Genomic DNA, 16,372 nt, shown 5'->3' on the forward strand with positions numbered 1-16,372 from the left:
CTTAAGTATGAAAGGGTGTTTTTGTTTTGCATTGTATTAATTGTCAATCTAAAAACTTAGGTAAAATAGCACCAGATCATTATTATTGCTGGAACTGTTTTATTGAGTTAAGAAAGAAACATGATATATTCCATATTGATGAAGTTGATTTGGATGGAAGCCTACTATCATTAGATGACTTGTTCACTGAAGCGGAACGCCGTGTCCAGTAACAAAGAAGTTTCCAGCAAGGATTTATTATTTAAAAAGCTAGTTCGCTACGGTGTGCTAGCTATTCTTACTTTAATCATTCTATTTCTCATAGTAAGGACCTTTCCGAATTATCGACAGTTTTTATCTGGAATATTTAAAGTTTCGCTTCCGTTTATATTAGCAATCGTCTTGACTTATGTGTTAAATCCGATAGTGGATAAATTAACGTGCCGATGGATACCGCGATGGTTAGCGATTTTGATCATTTATGCGGTATTTATTGTTGGGATAACTTTATTGGTGTATGTCTCTTATCCTACAATCCGTGAACAAGCGATCCATTTTATTAATCAAGTTCCTAATCTATTAGAAACCTATCGTGACTGGATTAATCGAATCGATGAAGTTGTACATGTATTACCTGACCCAATTCATCACGAAATTGATGAGTTATTTGTAGTAATTTCTGAATCAAGCTCGTCATGGTTAGAAAATAAAATGATTAGTATGGGTGCGATTAGTGAATATTTTATTAGTTTAGCTGTCGTACCTGTATTGTTGTTTTATTTTTTACTTGATCAAAATAAAATGAAAATGAAATTTTTAAATTGGATTCCAAAGCGTTATCTAAAAAAAACAAAGCAATTAATTTACCACTTAAATAAAGATTTAGCACACTATATTAGAGCTCAATTAATCATTAGCTTCTTTGTTGGACTTACCACGTTTATTGTTTACTTAATTCTAAAAATTGAATTTGCATTTTTGCTTGCCATATTCATGATGATCATGAATATCATTCCTTACTTTGGTCCATTTTTAGGTGCTGCGCCAGCAGTCTTAATCGCACTGATGCAATCACCTCAAATCGTACTCTATTTAGTAATCGGGATAGTAGTAGTCCAATTTATTGAAAGTAATCTCTTATCACCCTTTATATTAGGGTACAATCTTCGAACACATCCTGTATTAGTTATCCTCGTTTTATTAATTGGGAGTGAAGTAGCAGGAATCTTTGGGATGATTATTGCTGTACCTGTTTTAGTTGTGATAAGAAGTGTGATCACATTTAACCCATTTCAATCGACTTAACATGAGTGATTATCTAGTCTAAATGAAAAAAAGCTGAAATTTAATTGTACTATAATTGACAGGCGATATACTTTTCAATATAATAGCATGAGATATCATAAGTAAAAAACAATGACTAACACTAGTATGTAACAGTCCGTTTTTAGAGAGATTTATCCTTGGCTGAAAGATAAATTAAACGAAGGGTTACAGAAGCTCGTTACGAGTACAAGTAAAACTTGTCGGCTCACACCGTTAACAGTGATAAAGATGATAGTCTATTTTAGACTATAATCAGGGTGGTACCGCGAAGATAGCTCTCGTCCCTGCACATACTGCAGAGACGAGAGTTTTTTAGTGTCACGTACTCAAGTAAGATTAAGTCGATAGAAACAGGAGGAATAATTGATGAAGCAATTAACATCATCAGAGGTAAGACAATTGTTTTTAGATTTCTTTAAGCAAAAAGGCCATCAAGTAGAACCAAGTGCATCATTAATTCCAGTAGATGATCCAACATTACTATGGATTAATAGTGGTGTAGCTACGTTGAAAAAATATTTTGATGGACGGATGTTTCCGGAGAATCCACGTATTACAAATGCCCAAAAATCTATCCGAACAAACGATATTGAGAATGTTGGTTATACACCGCGTCACCATACGTTTTTTGAAATGTTAGGTAACTTTTCAATTGGTGATTACTTTAAACAAGAAGCGATTGAGTGGGCGTGGGAGTTTCTAACAGATGAGAAATGGCTTGGATTAAATCCAGAGCTACTATCTGTTACTGTTCACCCCGAAGACGAAGAGGCATTTTTAATCTGGAAAGATATTATTCAATTACCAGAAGAACGAATTATTCGATTAGAAGAAAACTTCTGGGATATCGGTGAAGGGCCAAGTGGACCTAATACAGAGATTTTCTACGATCGTGGTGAAGCATATGGGAATAACCCGAATGATCCTGAGCTATACCCAGGTGGAGAAAATGATCGCTATTTAGAAATCTGGAATCTTGTGTTCTCTCAATATAACCATAACCCAGATGATACTTACACACCTTTACCTAAGAAAAATATTGATACAGGAATGGGATTAGAGCGAATCGTTTCAGTAATTCAAGGAACAAAAACGAATTTCGAAACTGATTTATTTTTACCTATTATTAATGAAGTTGAGAACATTACATCAATTAAATATGGTGATAATGATTTAACAGATACAGCGTACAAAGTGATTGCTGATCATATTCGTACAGTAGCTTTTGCTGTTGGTGATGGTGCATTACCTTCTAATGAAGGAAGAGGCTATGTATTACGACGCTTAATTCGTCGTGCAGTCAGATTTTCGAAACAATTGCAAATTGAAAAGCCATTTATGTATCAATTAGTTGATGTTGTTGGAGACATCATGAAAGACTTCTATCCTGAAGTTAAAGAAAAACGTGATTTTATAATCAATGTCATTCAAAAGGAAGAAGAGCGATTCCATGAAACTTTAAATGATGGAATCACCATCTTAGAATCAATTATTAACGATGAACAAGCTAAACAATCAACAGTTATTCCAGGGAAAGAAGTATTTAAACTCTATGATACGTATGGCTTCCCTAAAGAGTTGACAGAAGAATATGTTGCTGAATTCGGCTTTACAATAGATGAAGCAGGTTTTGAACAAGAGATGGAACTTCAACGTGAAAGAGCTAGAGAGGCTCGTCAAAAGGTTGATTCAATGCAAGTTCAAGATGATGTTTATCAAAGCTTAACTGTATCAAGTGAGTTTGTTGGATACGATACGCTACAGTTAACGACTACAATTGAGGCAATTATTGAGGACAAGCAACTCGTTAATGAATCAACTGCTGATGAAGTACTCGTTGTATTAGCAAAAACGCCTTTCTATGCTGAAAGCGGTGGTCAAATTGCTGATACAGGAACAATTATGACTGAAATGACAATGGCTCAAGTACTTGACACACAGAAAGCGCCTAAAGGCCAACATTTACATCGTGTTAAAATCACAAAAGGTCAATTAAAAGTAGGCGATTTTGTTGATGTGAATGTTGATGATACTAAACGTCGTTTTGTTGAAAAAAATCATACAGCAACACACTTATTACACCAAGCATTAAAAGATGTGTTAGGTCAGCACGTAAACCAAGCTGGTTCATTAGTAACAGCAGAACGCTTACGATTTGACTTCTCACATATTAGCGCAGTTACTGATGACGAATTAAAATTAATTGAATCAAAAGTTAATCAAAAAATCTGGGAGACAATTCCGGTTTCAACAGGACTTTATCCAATTGAAGAGGCAAAAGAAATGGGAGCAATGGCGCTCTTTGGAGAAAAGTATGGTGATATTGTCCGAGTTGTTCAAATCAGTGACTATAGTTTAGAACTTTGTGGTGGATGCCATGTGAAAAACACGGCAGAAATAGGCGTATTCAAATTAATAAGTGAATCAGGTATTGGTGCAGGTATTCGTAGAATTGAAGCAGTAACAAGTAAAGGTGCTTTTGAATACACAAACGAACGCGAGCAGGTTTTAACTGAGTCAGCTCAGTTATTAAAAACAAAACCAACTCAAGTAAATGAAAAAGTGGAAGCACTATTCCAAGAACTTAAACAAGTGAAGCGTGAAAACGAATCATTAATGCAGAAATTATCAAACAATGAAGCGAGCGAAATTCTAGGTAAAGTTGAGGAAATTAACGGTGTTCGTGTATTAGCTGAAAAAGTAAATGTGAGTGACATGAATCAACTGCGCTCAATGGTTGATGACTTAAAACAAAAGCTAGAATCAGGTATAATTTTACTTGCAGCCGTTAATGATGGGAAAGTACAATTAGCTTCAGGGGTTTCTGCAGATTTAGTTAAGCAAGGATACCATGCAGGAAAATTAATTAAGCAAGCTGCTGAGATTTGTGGCGGTGGCGGTGGAGGCCGTCCAGACATGGCTCAAGCAGGAGGGAAAAAACCTGAAATGGTAGCACAAGCTTTAGAAGATGCGAAAAAATTCATTTCAACAGTTAAGTAACTTGTTATTTGAAAGAATTTAAAGGTATAATAGAGATAGACAACGAATGAGTATGTAAAGCTAATTTACAGAATAAGGCGGGGTGTTATGCATGGATTCAATGGATAAAACGATGAAATTTAGTTTCTCTGAAGATCCAATCGAAGAAAATGTGAAAGATGTACTCTTGACTGTTTATCAATCATTAAGGGAAAAAGGTTATCATCCAATTAATCAAATTGTGGGTTACTTATTATCAGGTGATCCGGCCTATATTCCACGGTACAAAGATGCAAGAAACTTAATTCGTAGACTTGATCGTGATGAGTTAATCGAGGAGCTTGTTAAATTCTATATCGAGCATAACAAAGAGGAGTAATATGAGAGTAATGGGATTAGACGTCGGGTCAAAGACAATCGGTGTGGCTATCAGCGATGCTTTTGGTTGGACCGCACAAGGCCTGACAACACTTAAATGGAACGAAAATGATTTTACGACTGCCAATCAATCGATCGCAGCAATTATCAGTGAGTATGAAGTATCTGAAATTGTAATTGGTTTACCCAAGCATATGAATGGTACAATAGGCGAACGTGGGGAAATCTCACAAAAATATGCAGAATATTTAACTGATAAGTTTAAAGTAAAAACAATTCTATGGGATGAGCGTTTATCAACTATGGCAGCAGAGCGAGTCCTATTAGAAGCTGACGTAAGTCGCGACAAACGAAGAAAAGTAATCGATAAAATGGCAGCAGTCATGATTTTGCAAGGCTATTTAAATGGAAAACAATAAGGAGGTAGAGACTATGTCACTATCTGAAGAAGAACGCATTATAATTCCTGATGAAAACGGAGAAGAGCATCTATTTGAAGTGCTTTTCACATTTGATGTAGAAGAAAATAACACGTCATATATTGCTGTTGTACCAGTTGAACAGGGTGAAGAAGAAGAGCAAGAAGTATTCGCATTTCGTTATGAAGAAGAAGATAATGAGGATGACTTCAAGCTATTTGCAATTGAAACAGATGAAGAGTGGGATCTAGTTGAAGAAATGCTAAACACATTAATTGACGAGAAATTTCCTGAATAAAATTAGAGGAGCTGGCAAATAAGATGCCGCTCCTTTTTTGATTTATTTAATCTATCGGTTTATTGAATTCTATCAAGTTTATTACAACGCATAATAGAACGTACGTTCTTATTGTGGTATAATCATAATAGTGTAATAAGGCTTTTATGGGTGGTGGCTTTCTCCCTTTTATTTTGAAAGGGGGTGAGCGGATGACAGTATATGAAGCATTAGTTGTTGCGATTTCTTTTAGCACATTAATTGTCGCAGTGTTGTCATTTCACCATAAAAAATAACCACCCCTTGGCCTGACAAGCTTTTTGTGGTGGTTATTTTTCTACCTAAATGAGTGAGTCGCCCCCTTAAAGGGCTATTGCACAACGGCTGAAGTGGTGTTGCAGCACTACTTCAGCCTTTTTATATTTTTAGTATCTCTAATTTTATTATACCTTTTTTTATGAAAATGTAAACTATAAATGGCAGCCTATGAAGGGAGCTTAAGCCGTATGATTTATTCCTTTTTTAGACTATCTAATTTTTAGAAAGCGCATGCATAGCGGCTTTAGCTTCGTACCAAGGTATGACATTCGTCTTACCACCTTTTGCAACAAAGATCGAAGACGAAGAGTACTCTGGATCAGCATCTTTTTGATAATTAATTCTTTGAATAACTTCTTCTGAATTGTGACAAAGATCATAACCGCCATATTTTAGAATTAGTATTCCTTTTCCGTGAGTATATGACATAAAGATTTGTTGATAGTCGATAAATGTTGCGACTGGAACACTTCCAGTCAAAATCGCCTTGTCACCGACCGTCTCAGCAGGCGAAAATGTACCGTGCGCTTGCTGAATATCGGCCATTACTCTTCCGATTTTGTCTAAGTCAACTTTTATCGTGAAGTCATAATATGGCTCTAGTAAGACGTTTTCTGCTTGTTCTAATCCTTGTCTTAAAGCTCGAAATGTTGCTTCACGAAAATCTCCACCTTTAGTGTGTTGATTATGAGCTCTCCCAGTTAATAAGCTAATTTTAACATCAGTTAATGTTGAACCCGTCAAAATACCATGATGATGACGTTCGAATATATGCTTGCGGATTAAATTTTGATTGCCGATCGATAAATCATTCGGGTGACATAGATTCTCAAAAGTAATCCCTGAACCACGTTTAGCTGGCTCAATTTTCAGATGAACTTCTGCATAGTGCTTCCATGGTTCAAAATGTCCATAGCCTGTAACAGTAGTGTTAATCGTTTCTTGATAAATGATTTCAGGTTTTTCAAATGAAATCTGGTAATTAAACCGTTCCTCTACAATTTTCTCTAACACTTCTAATTGAATTTTACCCATGACATGAATGTTAATTTGTTGAAATTTCTCCTCCCAGACGACTTGTAAAGAAGGATCTTCAGCTTCTAAAATTCTAAAGCAGGCTAACATGTCTTTAGTCGGAATACTTGAATCAAAATTCACTTTAGACTTTAAGATTGGAACCATCTCAAATGTTGATGTCTGTTTTAGCTCACCTACACAGTCACCGATTTTAGGAGTAGAAAGGCCAATTAATGCAACAATCTGACCAGCTTCCGCTTCATCTATTTGTTCAAAAGTTTCACCATGATAGATGCGCATTTGTGTAATTTTTTCCTGAATTAAATGGTTTGAGTCACCAAAATTTAGTTGATCACGAACTCGTAAACTACCAGATAATATTTTTATGTATGTGATTCGAGTATTATTTTGATCATAGCGAATTTTATAGACATAGCCTGAGAAGGGTGCATGATTGTCATAATTAGTCTCAGTTAATTGATCAAACTTTGTGAAAAATTCTTTGATACCAATGTCTTGTAATGCTGAACCTGATCCAACAGGAAATACTTTATTTTCATTGATCATGTTTTTAAATGAGTCAAGCCATAATTGTTTGTCATACCCGTTATTTAAATAAGTTTCAAGGAGTGTCTCATCTCGTTCTGCTAGAAATTCAATTAATGATTCCGTCATTTCTTCTTGTTGAAAGCTTGAAGTTATGTCACAGGCGTCTGTTGTAAAATGGCTTTTAATATCAGACAAGACACGCTCAATGTCCGCACCTTGACGATCCGTCTTATTAATAAAGAAAAAAGTCGGGATATTGTGTTTTTTTAATAATTTCCAAACAGTTTCAGTATGTCCTTCAATGCCTTCAATCGCACTAATTAGTATAATGGCATAGTCCAACACTTGGATCGCTCGTTCCATTTCTGGTGAGAAGTCGATATGACCAGGAGTGTCGATGAGATAATAAACTGAATTGCCAAATTTGAACCTTGCTTGATCAGAAAAAACTGTGATGCCACGTTCTCTCTCAATCTCATGATTATCAAGAAAGGCATTTTGATGATCGACTCGTCCCCGTTCTTTAATCGAGTTTGTATGATAAAGTAATTGCTCTGAGAAGGTCGTTTTACCTGCATCTACATGAGCAAGTATCCCAATCGTTTTGTTCATCTCTTACCTCCTAAACTTATGCTTACTCTATATTATAACAAAAGATGATTATCGAATAGATTGATAATATCAATATTAATTTGACCAACAGATAGATTCAACAACAATTTATTGTTACTTGTAGATATTTGACATGGTTTTATAGTATAATGTAGCGGATGAGGGGAGGATGTCTGATAATGTCCAATTCAAATGATCGTAATCATCAAAAAGATGAAGAACTACAAACGAAAAATAATGGAGAATCAAACGAAATATCCAGCGAAAAATCAATAAATAAGTGGAAACAAAATTATCTAGAGCGCTGTAGAGATGCAAGTATTGTTAGGAAAATTGTCTTTGGACTAATCGTAATAATTACAGTATTAATTATCATTGGTGCAAAGTCAGCATATGATTTTATTTCATCAGGCTTATCACCAGTAGATCCAGAGAGTGATGAAATTGTTGAGGTTGAAATTCCTTTAGGTTCTTCTACTAGTAGGATTGCTACTATTTTAGAAGAAGAGGGAATTATTAATAATGAGCTAATGTATCGCCTTTTTATTAAAGTAAATAATTATGCTAATTTCCAAGCAGGAGAATATAAACTATCTCCATCGATGACTCTAGCGGAAATTTCAGAACTTTTACAGACAGGTACTGTAGCTAAACCATCACTATATACAGTGACAATTCCTGAAGGACGAACGATTGAGGAAATTGCTACATTATTAGAGAATAATGCAAATATTGATGCTGAAGAGTTTATTGACTTAATGTTGGATGAAGAATATATTAGAGGATTAATTGACTTATATCCAAATTTATTATCTGAAGAAATCTTGCAAGATGAAATTCGCTATCCATTAGAAGGTTATTTATTTGCAGCGACTTACCCAATCTATGAAGAAGTTCCGGAAATTGACGATCTTGTTAAGATGATGCTTGATAAATCTAATGAAGTGATTGCACAGTATTATAGTGAAATTCTTGAGCTTGAACAATTTACAGTTCATGATATTATTACTTTTGCATCTCTAGTTGAAAGAGAAGCTCGAAATGAAGAAGAACGAAAACTAATTGCAGGTGTCTTTTACAATCGTTTAGAAGAGGGGATGCGTTTAGAAACGGATCCAACTGTATTGTACGCTCACGGACAACATAAAGATCGGGTTCTATTTAAAGATTTAGAGATTGAATCTCCGTATAATACTTATTATGTTTATGGTTTACCAATTGGTCCAATTTCTAACTTTGGTGTTAGCTCATTGGAGTCTGTTTTCTACCCAACTGAAACGAATTATAAATTTTTCGTAGCAGCACCAGATGGAGAAATTTATTTCTCAGAAACATTTGAACAACATAGAAAATTGGCTAATGAACATTTAGATCGAGATGTACAATAATCTAATCAGGGAAAAGCAATCGCTTATCCCTGATTTTCTATATAGATTGAGGAGGAAAGTTTTTGAACGACGAACAGGTTAGGGAATATTTAGATACATTGAAGCAGCCACCAACTAGCTGGCAGGTTGAAATGATTGATGAAGCGATTAAAGATCGTATTCCTATTATGGAACGTGATGGGATTGACTTTTTAAAACAGATGCTTAGATTAAAGCGTCCAGATCGAATCCTTGAAATAGGCTCAGCAATAGGTTACTCTGCATTACAAATGATAGATGCTGTACCAAGCGCAAGAGTAATTACAATTGAACGTGATCAAGCTCGTGCAAAAAGGGCTAAGTATTACTTTAATCGGTACAATCAAGATCAAACAATTGAGCTCATTGAAGGAGATGCTTTTGATGTAGCCGAACAAGTAAGATACCAAGGCCCATATGATGTCATTTTTATTGATGCAGCAAAAGGACAATATCAACGCTTTTTTGAACTATACTCATCTATGCTTACTGATAATGGTGTAATTATTACTGATAATGTTCTATTTCATGGTTATGTTATTAATGCCCAAACTGCGTCTAAACGAATTGGGAATCTGGCTAAAAAAATTAACACGTATAATCAATGGTTAGTTAATCAGACTGAATACGATACAGAGTTTTTTCCAATTGGAGATGGTATCGCAATTTCGGTTAAAAAGCCATAAAGTCAAGGTTAATTAAGATTTTCACAGGTGAAAAAATAGTAAAGTTTATATCATTTTACAAATAAAGCGTTTTATTTTTCTAAAAAACTATTGAATTTTTCCAAAATTTCTGCCATAGTATTGATTAAGTATCTTTTGAAAGCAAACCATGTTTTGCTAAAAAAGAGCATAGAAATAATATAAATAGAATATGAATAGCAGTAATGTGGATAGGGAAATTGTTAAAAGGAGTGTTATAAATGGCGGTAGACAAGAGTTATTATATGACTAAAGAGGGGAAAGAAAAATTAACGAAAGAACTTGAATATTTAAAAACTGTGAGACGACCTGAGGTTGTTGAGCGGATTAAAATAGCAAGAGATTTTGGCGATCTTTCTGAGAACTCAGAGTATGATGCGGCAAAAGATGAACAAGCATTTGTTGAATCACGTATTTCACAAATTGAAATGATGATTCGTAATTCAAAAATCATTGAAAATACTGAAGAAAACCCTAATGTTGTATCATTAGGAAAAACTGTGGTATTTAAAGAGTTACCAGACGGCGATGAAGAAGAATATATCATTGTCGGTAGTGCTGAAGCTGATCCATTTGAAGGTAAGATTTCAAATGATTCACCAATTGCTAAAAGTTTGTTAGGTCATGAAGTTGGCCAAGAGGTAACTGTCCCAACTCCAGCTGGAGAAATGCAAGTTAGAATTGTTTCTGTACGTTAGTTTAAAAGTGACGATTAATTTCGTCACTTTTACTTTATGTATTGACAATTTTTAGCATCTAATTTTTTATAAATGTTTTCGACCTCAACCTAAGTATACATATTGAAGTCTGTCTATGATAAACTTCATATATAGAATCATGATTTATTAACGATGTAATTATGATCAGGAAAGGAGCAATAAAATAATGGAAAGTGAATATCCTACATATAGTCGACTAAATCGATATCAAAAAAAGCGAAAAAACACACGTTGGTTATTGTTCTTTGCTATTGCTGGTTTTGCTTTAGCAGTCTGTTTAGTTGTTGTACTTGCGTTAAGTGGTTCAAATGAAGAAGCGGCGCTTAGAGATCCAGATGTTACAACTGAAGATAGTGATACAGAGAGTCCAGCAGGTGATGAAGGAGATCATGGAGATCAAAATTTAGACACTAGTGATCAGTTATCGGATGAAGATGAAGAACCTGATTTAGAGCAGCCAGTTGAACAAGATCCGGATGATTTTGTTTTAGAAACTGTAGCTAGTTCTGATGAAAATGTCATGTATGCTTATACATCAACGTGGGAGCCAATTCCAACGGTACAAGAGGAACCACATGAAATTACTTGGGAGCAAAGCTCGGTTGACTGGAAAGAAATGATGAAGGCAGCTGAACTAGCGACAGGTGTTAATGTAGATGAGATGTATTATTTATGGGTATCAGGTAATGGACCGCAGAGCGTGATCGCAACATTTTCAAATTCTGCGATGGATGAGCATTTTCGGGTTTATATTACGTGGGTAGAAGAGCAAGGCTGGCGTCCTGATCAAGTTGATATCCTTTATGAACATGATCAAATGCATCGTTTTCAGCCAAGTTCAAGTGAAGAATAGAAAGAAGGAAATTATTTATGATAGCTATTATTGGCGCAATGGATGAGGAAATTGCCCTCTTATTAACAAAAATAGAAGTACAATCAGATGAAATGATTGCAAATAGTAGATTTATTCAAGGTAAATTAGAAGGAAAAGAAGTCGTTCTGTTAAAATCAGGTATTGGTAAAGTTAATGCAGCTATGGCTACAACAATTTTACATGAACGTTATCAACCAACTGCCGTTATTAATACTGGTTCTGCAGGTGGTTTAGATACGAGCTTATCAATTGGTGATATCGTAATCAGTGACCGAGTGGTTCATCATGATGTTGATGTGACAGCATTCGATTATCAATATGGACAAGTTCCAAGCATGCCATTATATTTTGAATCTGACCAAAATTTGATCAATATTGTTGAAAAAACAATTCAATCAATTAATCAAGTGAACTGTAAGCAAGGACTAATTGCAACAGGTGATTCATTTATTCAAAAGCCTGAAGCGGTTCAAAAGATTAGAGAACAGTTCCCAGATGTGATTGCAGCTGAAATGGAAGCAGTTGCTATCGCTCAGGTTTGTCATCAGTATCAAACACCGTTTGTTGTCATTCGTGCATTATCTGATATTGCTGGCAAAGAATCTGCCCAGTCTTTTGATCAATTTATAGACCAAGCAGCAAGACATGCTGCTGAATTAATTATTAAAGTCGTCAAACAACTATAATCGAAAAAAATCCGAGTTATTACACAACTCGGATTTTTAACGTTTCTCTTGTCGATAATATTCATGAAAAACCTTCATTAGTGCTCTTTTCTCAATTCGAGAGACGTAGCTTCGTGAGATATTGAGAGTTTTGGCAATTTCTTTTTGTGTCCGCTCTTTTTTATTATCAAGTCCGTAACGACTAATTAAAACAAGTTTTTCCCGATCATCAAGTACAGATAAGTACTTATTAATTTTAGCAACTTCAATATTTAATTGAATATACTCAATAATATCTTCGTTTTCAGCTTCTAAAATATCAAATAAACTAATCTCATTACCTTCCTTATCTTGACCGATAGGGTCTTGTAACGAAACATCTTTTCTTGATTTCTTTGTTGATCTTAAATACATTAATATTTCATTTTCAATACATCTTGCTGCATATGTAGCAAGTTTTGTACCGCGATCAGGTGAAAAGCTCTCAATTCCTTTAATTAAGCCTATTGTGCCTATTGAGATTAAATCTTCATTATCTTCACCGGTATTATCAAATTTTTTAACTAAGTGGGCAACAAGTCTTAAATTATGTTCAATTAATTTATTTCGTGCTTCAAGATCGCCATCTAGCATTTTTTGAATATAGAGGGCTTCATCTTCCGGACTGAGTGGTTGAGGAAATGCATGATTTTTAACATAAGAAACAAAAAAAAGCGCATCTTTAATTAACATGGAAAGAGCACTTAATATGGCAGACATTTTTTCACCTCCATAAATTTAGACAAAAGCCTATATCATCACTTTATGAAAATGAAAATGAAAAAGTGTCTGTCCAACTATATTTACGATTAATTATTTCTTATATGAGAAAAACCTGAGATCATGTGGGTCAGCGATCGGCTGTAAATTTCTTGTTCGATTAAACGAATAAAAGCTTCATCTAAATTGAGTTCGACTGCTTTTTCATAACATTCAAGTAACAATTCATTTGTTAGCTTATCCATTTATAATCCCTCCTGTTTCTTGTGAATGCTGACCTTGTTTCCATATGCTTACTTTAACATTATTTCACATACGACACAAGTTGATTATTATCTACATAACCTGTACATAACTTGTAGATAAGTTGTGGATATCTGTTAATATTTTATTGATAAGATTAATTTATCAATGATTTCTTTGTGAATAGACTTATCCACAGATGCGAAAAATAATAGAATTTGTCGAACGATTCTTTCGCATAAATGCCGTTTTTCTTAACATATAATATTAATTACGCATTTTTTTATGAAAATATTTTGAAACTAACCGCTAAATTGTTTATGATGGTAAGGTAAAACCATAACTTAAATATAAATAGGGGTGGACAGTCTTTGTTGAAATTGTTTTTACCAGATGAATATGTTAAAAGTATTTTCGAGATTCAACCTAAAGATTTAATTGAAAAAGGTATTAAAGGTATTATTACCGATCTTGATAATACATTAGTTGCTTGGAATGAAGCGCATGCCAATGATCGAGTGCATCAATGGTTTAAAGATATGGAGGATCATGGTATTGCTGTAACGATTATTTCAAATAATAAAAAAGATCGAGTTGAACTTTTTTCAACCCCTTTAAAGCGTCCGTTTGTTTACCAAGCTAAAAAGCCGTTAAAGCGTTCATTTGTTAAAGCGGCTAAAATGATGAATTTAGAACGACATGAAGTTGTTGTAATCGGTGATCAAGTTATGACGGATGTTCTCGGAGGCAATCGAGCAGGCTTTCCGACGATTTTAGTTGTACCAATTGTAGAGACCGATGATAAAATTACTAAATTTAATCGACGAATTGAACGAATTATTCTACATAAATTAGAGAAACAGGGGTTATTAAAATGGGAAAAATAGAAGAATTATTTTGCCAAGGCTGTGGAGTCGCCATTCAAACGGAAAATAAACAAGAACCAGGCTATGTGCCTAATTCAGCACTTGAGAATGAAGTTATTATTTGTCAGAGATGTTTTCGCTTAAAGAATTATAATGAAGTTCAAGACGTACCGTACACAGACGGTGACTTTTTACAAATGGTAAGCCAGATTGCGAATACAAAAAGTCTAATTGTAAAAATGGTCGATATTTTTGACTTCAATGGAAGTTTTATTAGAGGCTTACATCGTTTAACAGGGAATAATAAAGTTATTATTATTGGAAATAAAGTTGATCTCTTACCAAAGTCAACAAATTTGAGCCGTGTTAGACAATGGATCAAAAAAGAAGCAGCAGATCTCGGTGTTACTGTTCAAGATGTATATTTAATCTCAGCAAAAACAGGGCAAGGTTTTGATGAAGTTAAACAAGCGATTGAATATCACCGCGAAGGACAAGATGTATATGTCGTTGGAAGTACGAATGTTGGTAAGTCAACTTTTATAAATTATTTAATTAATGATTCTGTTGGTACAAAAGATGCAATTACGACTTCTTACTTCCCAGGTACAACATTAGGGTTTATTGATATACCTTTAGATGATCATTCATCTTTATATGATACACCTGGTGTTGTTAATCGTGGACAGTTAGTTCACTATTTAGCTAAGGAAGATATTAAGTTAATTACGCCTAATAAAGAAATTAAGCCAAGAACATATCAATTGAATAGCCAGCAAACGCTTTTTATTGGTGGACTAGCCCGATTTGATTTTATTAAAGGGGAACGTCAATCGTTTACTTGTTATTTCCCAAACCGAGTCGAGCTTCACCGAACAAAACTAGAAAAAGCTGATCAGTTATATCTTGATCATTTAGGGACTATGCTAACACCACCAGGAGAAAATACAGCTAAGGATTATCCTAAATTGGTAGAGCAGACAATTAAACTTTCTGGTGAAAAGGTTGATCTCGTCTTTCCGGGATTAGGTTGGATTTCATTATCAGGGGAACCAGCTACAGTTGCTGTACACAGTCCTTTTGATGTGCCGGTTTCAAGACGTAATTCAATCATTTAACTGGAGGTGAGATGAGATGGAACTAGGTTTAATTGGTTATCCTGTTCAACATTCAAAATCACCGTGGATTCATCAGCATTTTTTATCAGAAACGAATTTAACAGGAAACTATCAATTGATTGAAATTCATCCAGATCAATTTGATGAGGAAATTATGAAATTAAAAGCAAGTGATTTATCAGGCTTTAATGTCACGATTCCATATAAGGAGAAAATCATCCCCTACTTAGATGAGATCAGTCCTGCTGCACAAAAAATAGGCGCAGTTAATACCGTGGTTTGTAGAAATAATCGTTGGTATGGTGATAATACTGATGGGCGTGGTCTTGTAACTGCACTAAAAGAACAGTTCCCGGAATTATTTACTGGTGATAAGTCAGTATTGATATTAGGTGCTGGTGGTGCTAGTCGTGGGATTTATTATGCTCTACTAAATGAGGAATTTGAAGAAATTGTTATCGCAAATCGTACTGTTATCCGTGCGCAAGCATTGATCGATGCTAATCCGTCAGGAATTAGTAGTGCGGCAATCTCATTTAGTGAAGCTGAAGCAAAACTAAATCAATTTGATCTTGTCATCCAAACGACATCTGTAGGTATGACACCTCATATAGAGGAACAAGTCATTGATCTGAGTCGGTTGAAACCAGGTGCAGTTGTAAGTGATATCGTCTATCAACCATTTTGGACTAAATTACTGCGTGATGCCAAAGCGCGTGGTGGACGCGTTCATCATGGTCATGAAATGTTAATTTATCAAGCAAAGCTGGCTTTTGAAATGTGGTCAGGAAAACAGGTTAATGCTAAACTATTAAAAGATAAGCTCAAGCACGATTTGCTTAGCTAATGAAAAAAGGATGATTAATATGTTAACAGGAAAACAAAAAAGATTTTTACGAGCAAAGGCTCATCATTTAAAGCCAATTTTCCAAGTTGGTAAAGATGGAGTTAATGAGAATATGTTAACTCAAGTAAGTGAAGCGTTAGAAAAAAGAGAATTAATTAAAGTCAATGTCTTACAAAATTGTTTAGAAGATAAAGAAGATGTAGCTGAACAACTAGTGAATGGAACGAACGCTGAACTTGTTCAAATTATTGGTGCAACAATTGTTTTGTATAGAGAATCAGAGGAACACAAGACGATTGAATTACCGTAGGAGATAA

The 16,372-nt window shown here is 34.7% G+C and carries 19 protein-coding genes and 1 other annotated feature; of the genes, 16 read left to right on the forward strand and 3 right to left on the reverse strand.

The genetic code is table 11. The annotated features are described in order from the left end of the window. Positions 1-26: 26 nt before the first annotated feature. The 7 genes from AXY_RS05500 to AXY_RS13185 all read left to right on the forward strand — a co-directional run bounded on the left by AXY_RS05500 (position 27) and on the right by AXY_RS13185 (position 5,654). On the forward strand, positions 27-212 hold the full coding sequence (locus AXY_RS05500) for a hypothetical protein (protein WP_015009803.1): 186 nt from the start codon (positions 27-29) through the stop codon (positions 210-212). Further along, the gene (locus tag AXY_RS05505; RefSeq protein WP_155835471.1) at positions 175-1,284 is read left to right on the forward strand and encodes an AI-2E family transporter; all 1,110 of its coding nucleotides are present in this window, start codon (positions 175-177) and stop codon (positions 1,282-1,284) included. Before AXY_RS05500 ends, AXY_RS05505 begins: the two co-directional genes overlap by 38 nt. Positions 1,285-1,386: 102 nt before the next feature. Then, positions 1,387-1,594 (forward strand) — a binding site (T-box leader). A gap of 77 nt (positions 1,595-1,671) precedes the next feature. Further along, positions 1,672-4,305, forward strand: coding sequence for an alanine--tRNA ligase (gene alaS / locus AXY_RS05510; RefSeq protein ID WP_015009805.1), 2,634 nt, complete (start codon positions 1,672-1,674; stop codon positions 4,303-4,305). 91 nt (positions 4,306-4,396) lie between these two features. Next, positions 4,397-4,663: an IreB family regulatory phosphoprotein gene (locus AXY_RS05515; protein WP_015009806.1), complete on the forward strand. Its 267-nt coding sequence runs from the start codon at positions 4,397-4,399 to the stop codon at positions 4,661-4,663. A gap of 1 nt (position 4,664) precedes the next feature. Beyond that, entirely contained in the window at positions 4,665-5,081 is a 417-nt protein-coding gene (gene ruvX / locus AXY_RS05520) for a Holliday junction resolvase RuvX (RefSeq protein ID WP_015009807.1), read from the forward strand. Positions 5,082-5,094: 13 nt separating this feature from the next. Next, positions 5,095-5,379, forward strand: a complete 285-nt coding sequence (locus tag AXY_RS05525) for a DUF1292 domain-containing protein (RefSeq protein ID WP_015009808.1) — start codon at positions 5,095-5,097, stop codon at positions 5,377-5,379. A gap of 191 nt (positions 5,380-5,570) precedes the next feature. Next, the gene (locus AXY_RS13185; RefSeq protein ID WP_407919036.1) at positions 5,571-5,654 is read left to right on the forward strand and encodes a putative holin-like toxin; all 84 of its coding nucleotides are present in this window, start codon (positions 5,571-5,573) and stop codon (positions 5,652-5,654) included. A gap of 235 nt (positions 5,655-5,889) precedes the next feature. Here the strand turns inward: AXY_RS13185 and AXY_RS05530 are convergent, their stop codons facing one another. Then, the gene (locus AXY_RS05530; protein ID WP_015009809.1) at positions 5,890-7,854 is read right to left on the reverse strand and encodes an elongation factor G; all 1,965 of its coding nucleotides are present in this window, start codon (positions 7,852-7,854) and stop codon (positions 5,890-5,892) included. Positions 7,855-8,033: 179 nt separating this feature from the next. Between AXY_RS05530 and mltG the strand changes: the two genes are divergently transcribed. From mltG to mtnN, 5 genes are all read left to right on the forward strand, one after another. Continuing rightward, positions 8,034-9,242 (forward strand): endolytic transglycosylase MltG, encoded by a 1,209-nt coding sequence (mltG, locus tag AXY_RS05535; RefSeq protein WP_015009810.1) that lies wholly within the window; start codon positions 8,034-8,036, stop codon positions 9,240-9,242. Positions 9,243-9,304: 62 nt separating this feature from the next. Next, positions 9,305-9,946: an O-methyltransferase gene (locus AXY_RS05540; RefSeq protein ID WP_015009811.1), complete on the forward strand. Its 642-nt coding sequence runs from the start codon at positions 9,305-9,307 to the stop codon at positions 9,944-9,946. A 239-nt stretch (positions 9,947-10,185) separates the two neighbouring features. After that, a complete protein-coding gene (gene greA, locus AXY_RS05545; protein ID WP_015009812.1) occupies positions 10,186-10,662 on the forward strand; it encodes a transcription elongation factor GreA in 477 nt (158 codons plus the stop codon). A gap of 187 nt (positions 10,663-10,849) precedes the next feature. Then, complete coding sequence (locus tag AXY_RS05550; protein WP_015009813.1) at positions 10,850-11,536, forward strand: YrrS family protein; 687 nt, start codon at positions 10,850-10,852, stop codon at positions 11,534-11,536. 17 nt (positions 11,537-11,553) lie between these two features. After that, positions 11,554-12,243, forward strand: coding sequence for a 5'-methylthioadenosine/S-adenosylhomocysteine nucleosidase (mtnN, locus tag AXY_RS05555; RefSeq protein ID WP_015009814.1), 690 nt, complete (start codon positions 11,554-11,556; stop codon positions 12,241-12,243). Positions 12,244-12,279: 36 nt separating this feature from the next. On the opposite strand, the gene sigK is transcribed toward mtnN, so the two are convergent. Together sigK and AXY_RS12560 are read right to left on the reverse strand one after the other, a co-directional pair. Further along, positions 12,280-12,981, reverse strand: coding sequence for an RNA polymerase sporulation sigma factor SigK (sigK, locus tag AXY_RS05560; protein ID WP_015009815.1), 702 nt, complete (start codon positions 12,979-12,981; stop codon positions 12,280-12,282). 89 nt (positions 12,982-13,070) lie between these two features. Continuing rightward, the gene (locus AXY_RS12560) at positions 13,071-13,226 is read right to left on the reverse strand and encodes a sporulation histidine kinase inhibitor Sda (RefSeq protein ID WP_015009816.1); all 156 of its coding nucleotides are present in this window, start codon (positions 13,224-13,226) and stop codon (positions 13,071-13,073) included. A 369-nt stretch (positions 13,227-13,595) separates the two neighbouring features. On the opposite strand from AXY_RS12560, the gene AXY_RS05565 reads away from it, so the two are divergent. From AXY_RS05565 to yhbY, 4 genes are read left to right on the forward strand one after another with little or no spacing between them, the layout of a single operon-like run. Then, the gene (locus tag AXY_RS05565; protein WP_015009817.1) at positions 13,596-14,111 is read left to right on the forward strand and encodes a YqeG family HAD IIIA-type phosphatase; all 516 of its coding nucleotides are present in this window, start codon (positions 13,596-13,598) and stop codon (positions 14,109-14,111) included. Then, positions 14,099-15,208, forward strand: a complete 1,110-nt coding sequence (gene yqeH, locus AXY_RS05570; RefSeq protein ID WP_015009818.1) for a ribosome biogenesis GTPase YqeH — start codon at positions 14,099-14,101, stop codon at positions 15,206-15,208. Before AXY_RS05565 ends, yqeH begins: the two co-directional genes overlap by 13 nt. A 16-nt stretch (positions 15,209-15,224) precedes the next feature. Continuing rightward, entirely contained in the window at positions 15,225-16,055 is an 831-nt protein-coding gene (gene aroE / locus AXY_RS05575; RefSeq protein ID WP_015009819.1) for a shikimate dehydrogenase, read from the forward strand. 19 nt (positions 16,056-16,074) lie between these two features. Next, a complete protein-coding gene (gene yhbY, locus AXY_RS05580) occupies positions 16,075-16,365 on the forward strand; it encodes a ribosome assembly RNA-binding protein YhbY (protein ID WP_015009820.1) in 291 nt (96 codons plus the stop codon). The last annotated feature ends 7 nt before the right edge of the window (positions 16,366-16,372 follow it).

The organism is Amphibacillus xylanus NBRC 15112 (assembly GCF_000307165.1).
Classification (GTDB): domain Bacteria; phylum Bacillota; class Bacilli; order Bacillales; family Amphibacillaceae; genus Amphibacillus; species Amphibacillus xylanus.

Bases quoted from the DNA above. Each gene is read 5' to 3' on its own strand.
- AXY_RS05505 (WP_155835471.1), top strand. From the start codon at position 175: ATGACTTGTTCACTGAAGCGGAACGCCGTGTCCAGTAACAAAGAAGTT.
- alaS (WP_015009805.1), top strand. From the start codon at position 1,672: ATGAAGCAATTAACATCATCAGAGGTAAGACAATTGTTTTTAGATTTC.
- AXY_RS05515 (WP_015009806.1), top strand. From the start codon at position 4,397: ATGGATTCAATGGATAAAACGATGAAATTTAGTTTCTCTGAAGATCCA.
- ruvX (WP_015009807.1), top strand. From the start codon at position 4,665: ATGAGAGTAATGGGATTAGACGTCGGGTCAAAGACAATCGGTGTGGCT.
- AXY_RS05525 (WP_015009808.1), top strand. From the start codon at position 5,095: ATGTCACTATCTGAAGAAGAACGCATTATAATTCCTGATGAAAACGGA.
- AXY_RS13185 (WP_407919036.1), top strand. From the start codon at position 5,571: ATGACAGTATATGAAGCATTAGTTGTTGCGATTTCTTTTAGCACATTA.
- AXY_RS05530 (WP_015009809.1), bottom strand. From the start codon at position 7,854: ATGAACAAAACGATTGGGATACTTGCTCATGTAGATGCAGGTAAAACG.
- mltG (WP_015009810.1), top strand. From the start codon at position 8,034: ATGTCCAATTCAAATGATCGTAATCATCAAAAAGATGAAGAACTACAA.
- greA (WP_015009812.1), top strand. From the start codon at position 10,186: ATGGCGGTAGACAAGAGTTATTATATGACTAAAGAGGGGAAAGAAAAA.
- AXY_RS05550 (WP_015009813.1), top strand. From the start codon at position 10,850: ATGGAAAGTGAATATCCTACATATAGTCGACTAAATCGATATCAAAAA.
- mtnN (WP_015009814.1), top strand. From the start codon at position 11,554: ATGATAGCTATTATTGGCGCAATGGATGAGGAAATTGCCCTCTTATTA.
- sigK (WP_015009815.1), bottom strand. From the start codon at position 12,981: ATGTCTGCCATATTAAGTGCTCTTTCCATGTTAATTAAAGATGCGCTT.
- AXY_RS12560 (WP_015009816.1), bottom strand. From the start codon at position 13,226: ATGGATAAGCTAACAAATGAATTGTTACTTGAATGTTATGAAAAAGCA.
- yqeH (WP_015009818.1), top strand. From the start codon at position 14,099: ATGGGAAAAATAGAAGAATTATTTTGCCAAGGCTGTGGAGTCGCCATT.
- aroE (WP_015009819.1), top strand. From the start codon at position 15,225: ATGGAACTAGGTTTAATTGGTTATCCTGTTCAACATTCAAAATCACCG.
- yhbY (WP_015009820.1), top strand. From the start codon at position 16,075: ATGTTAACAGGAAAACAAAAAAGATTTTTACGAGCAAAGGCTCATCAT.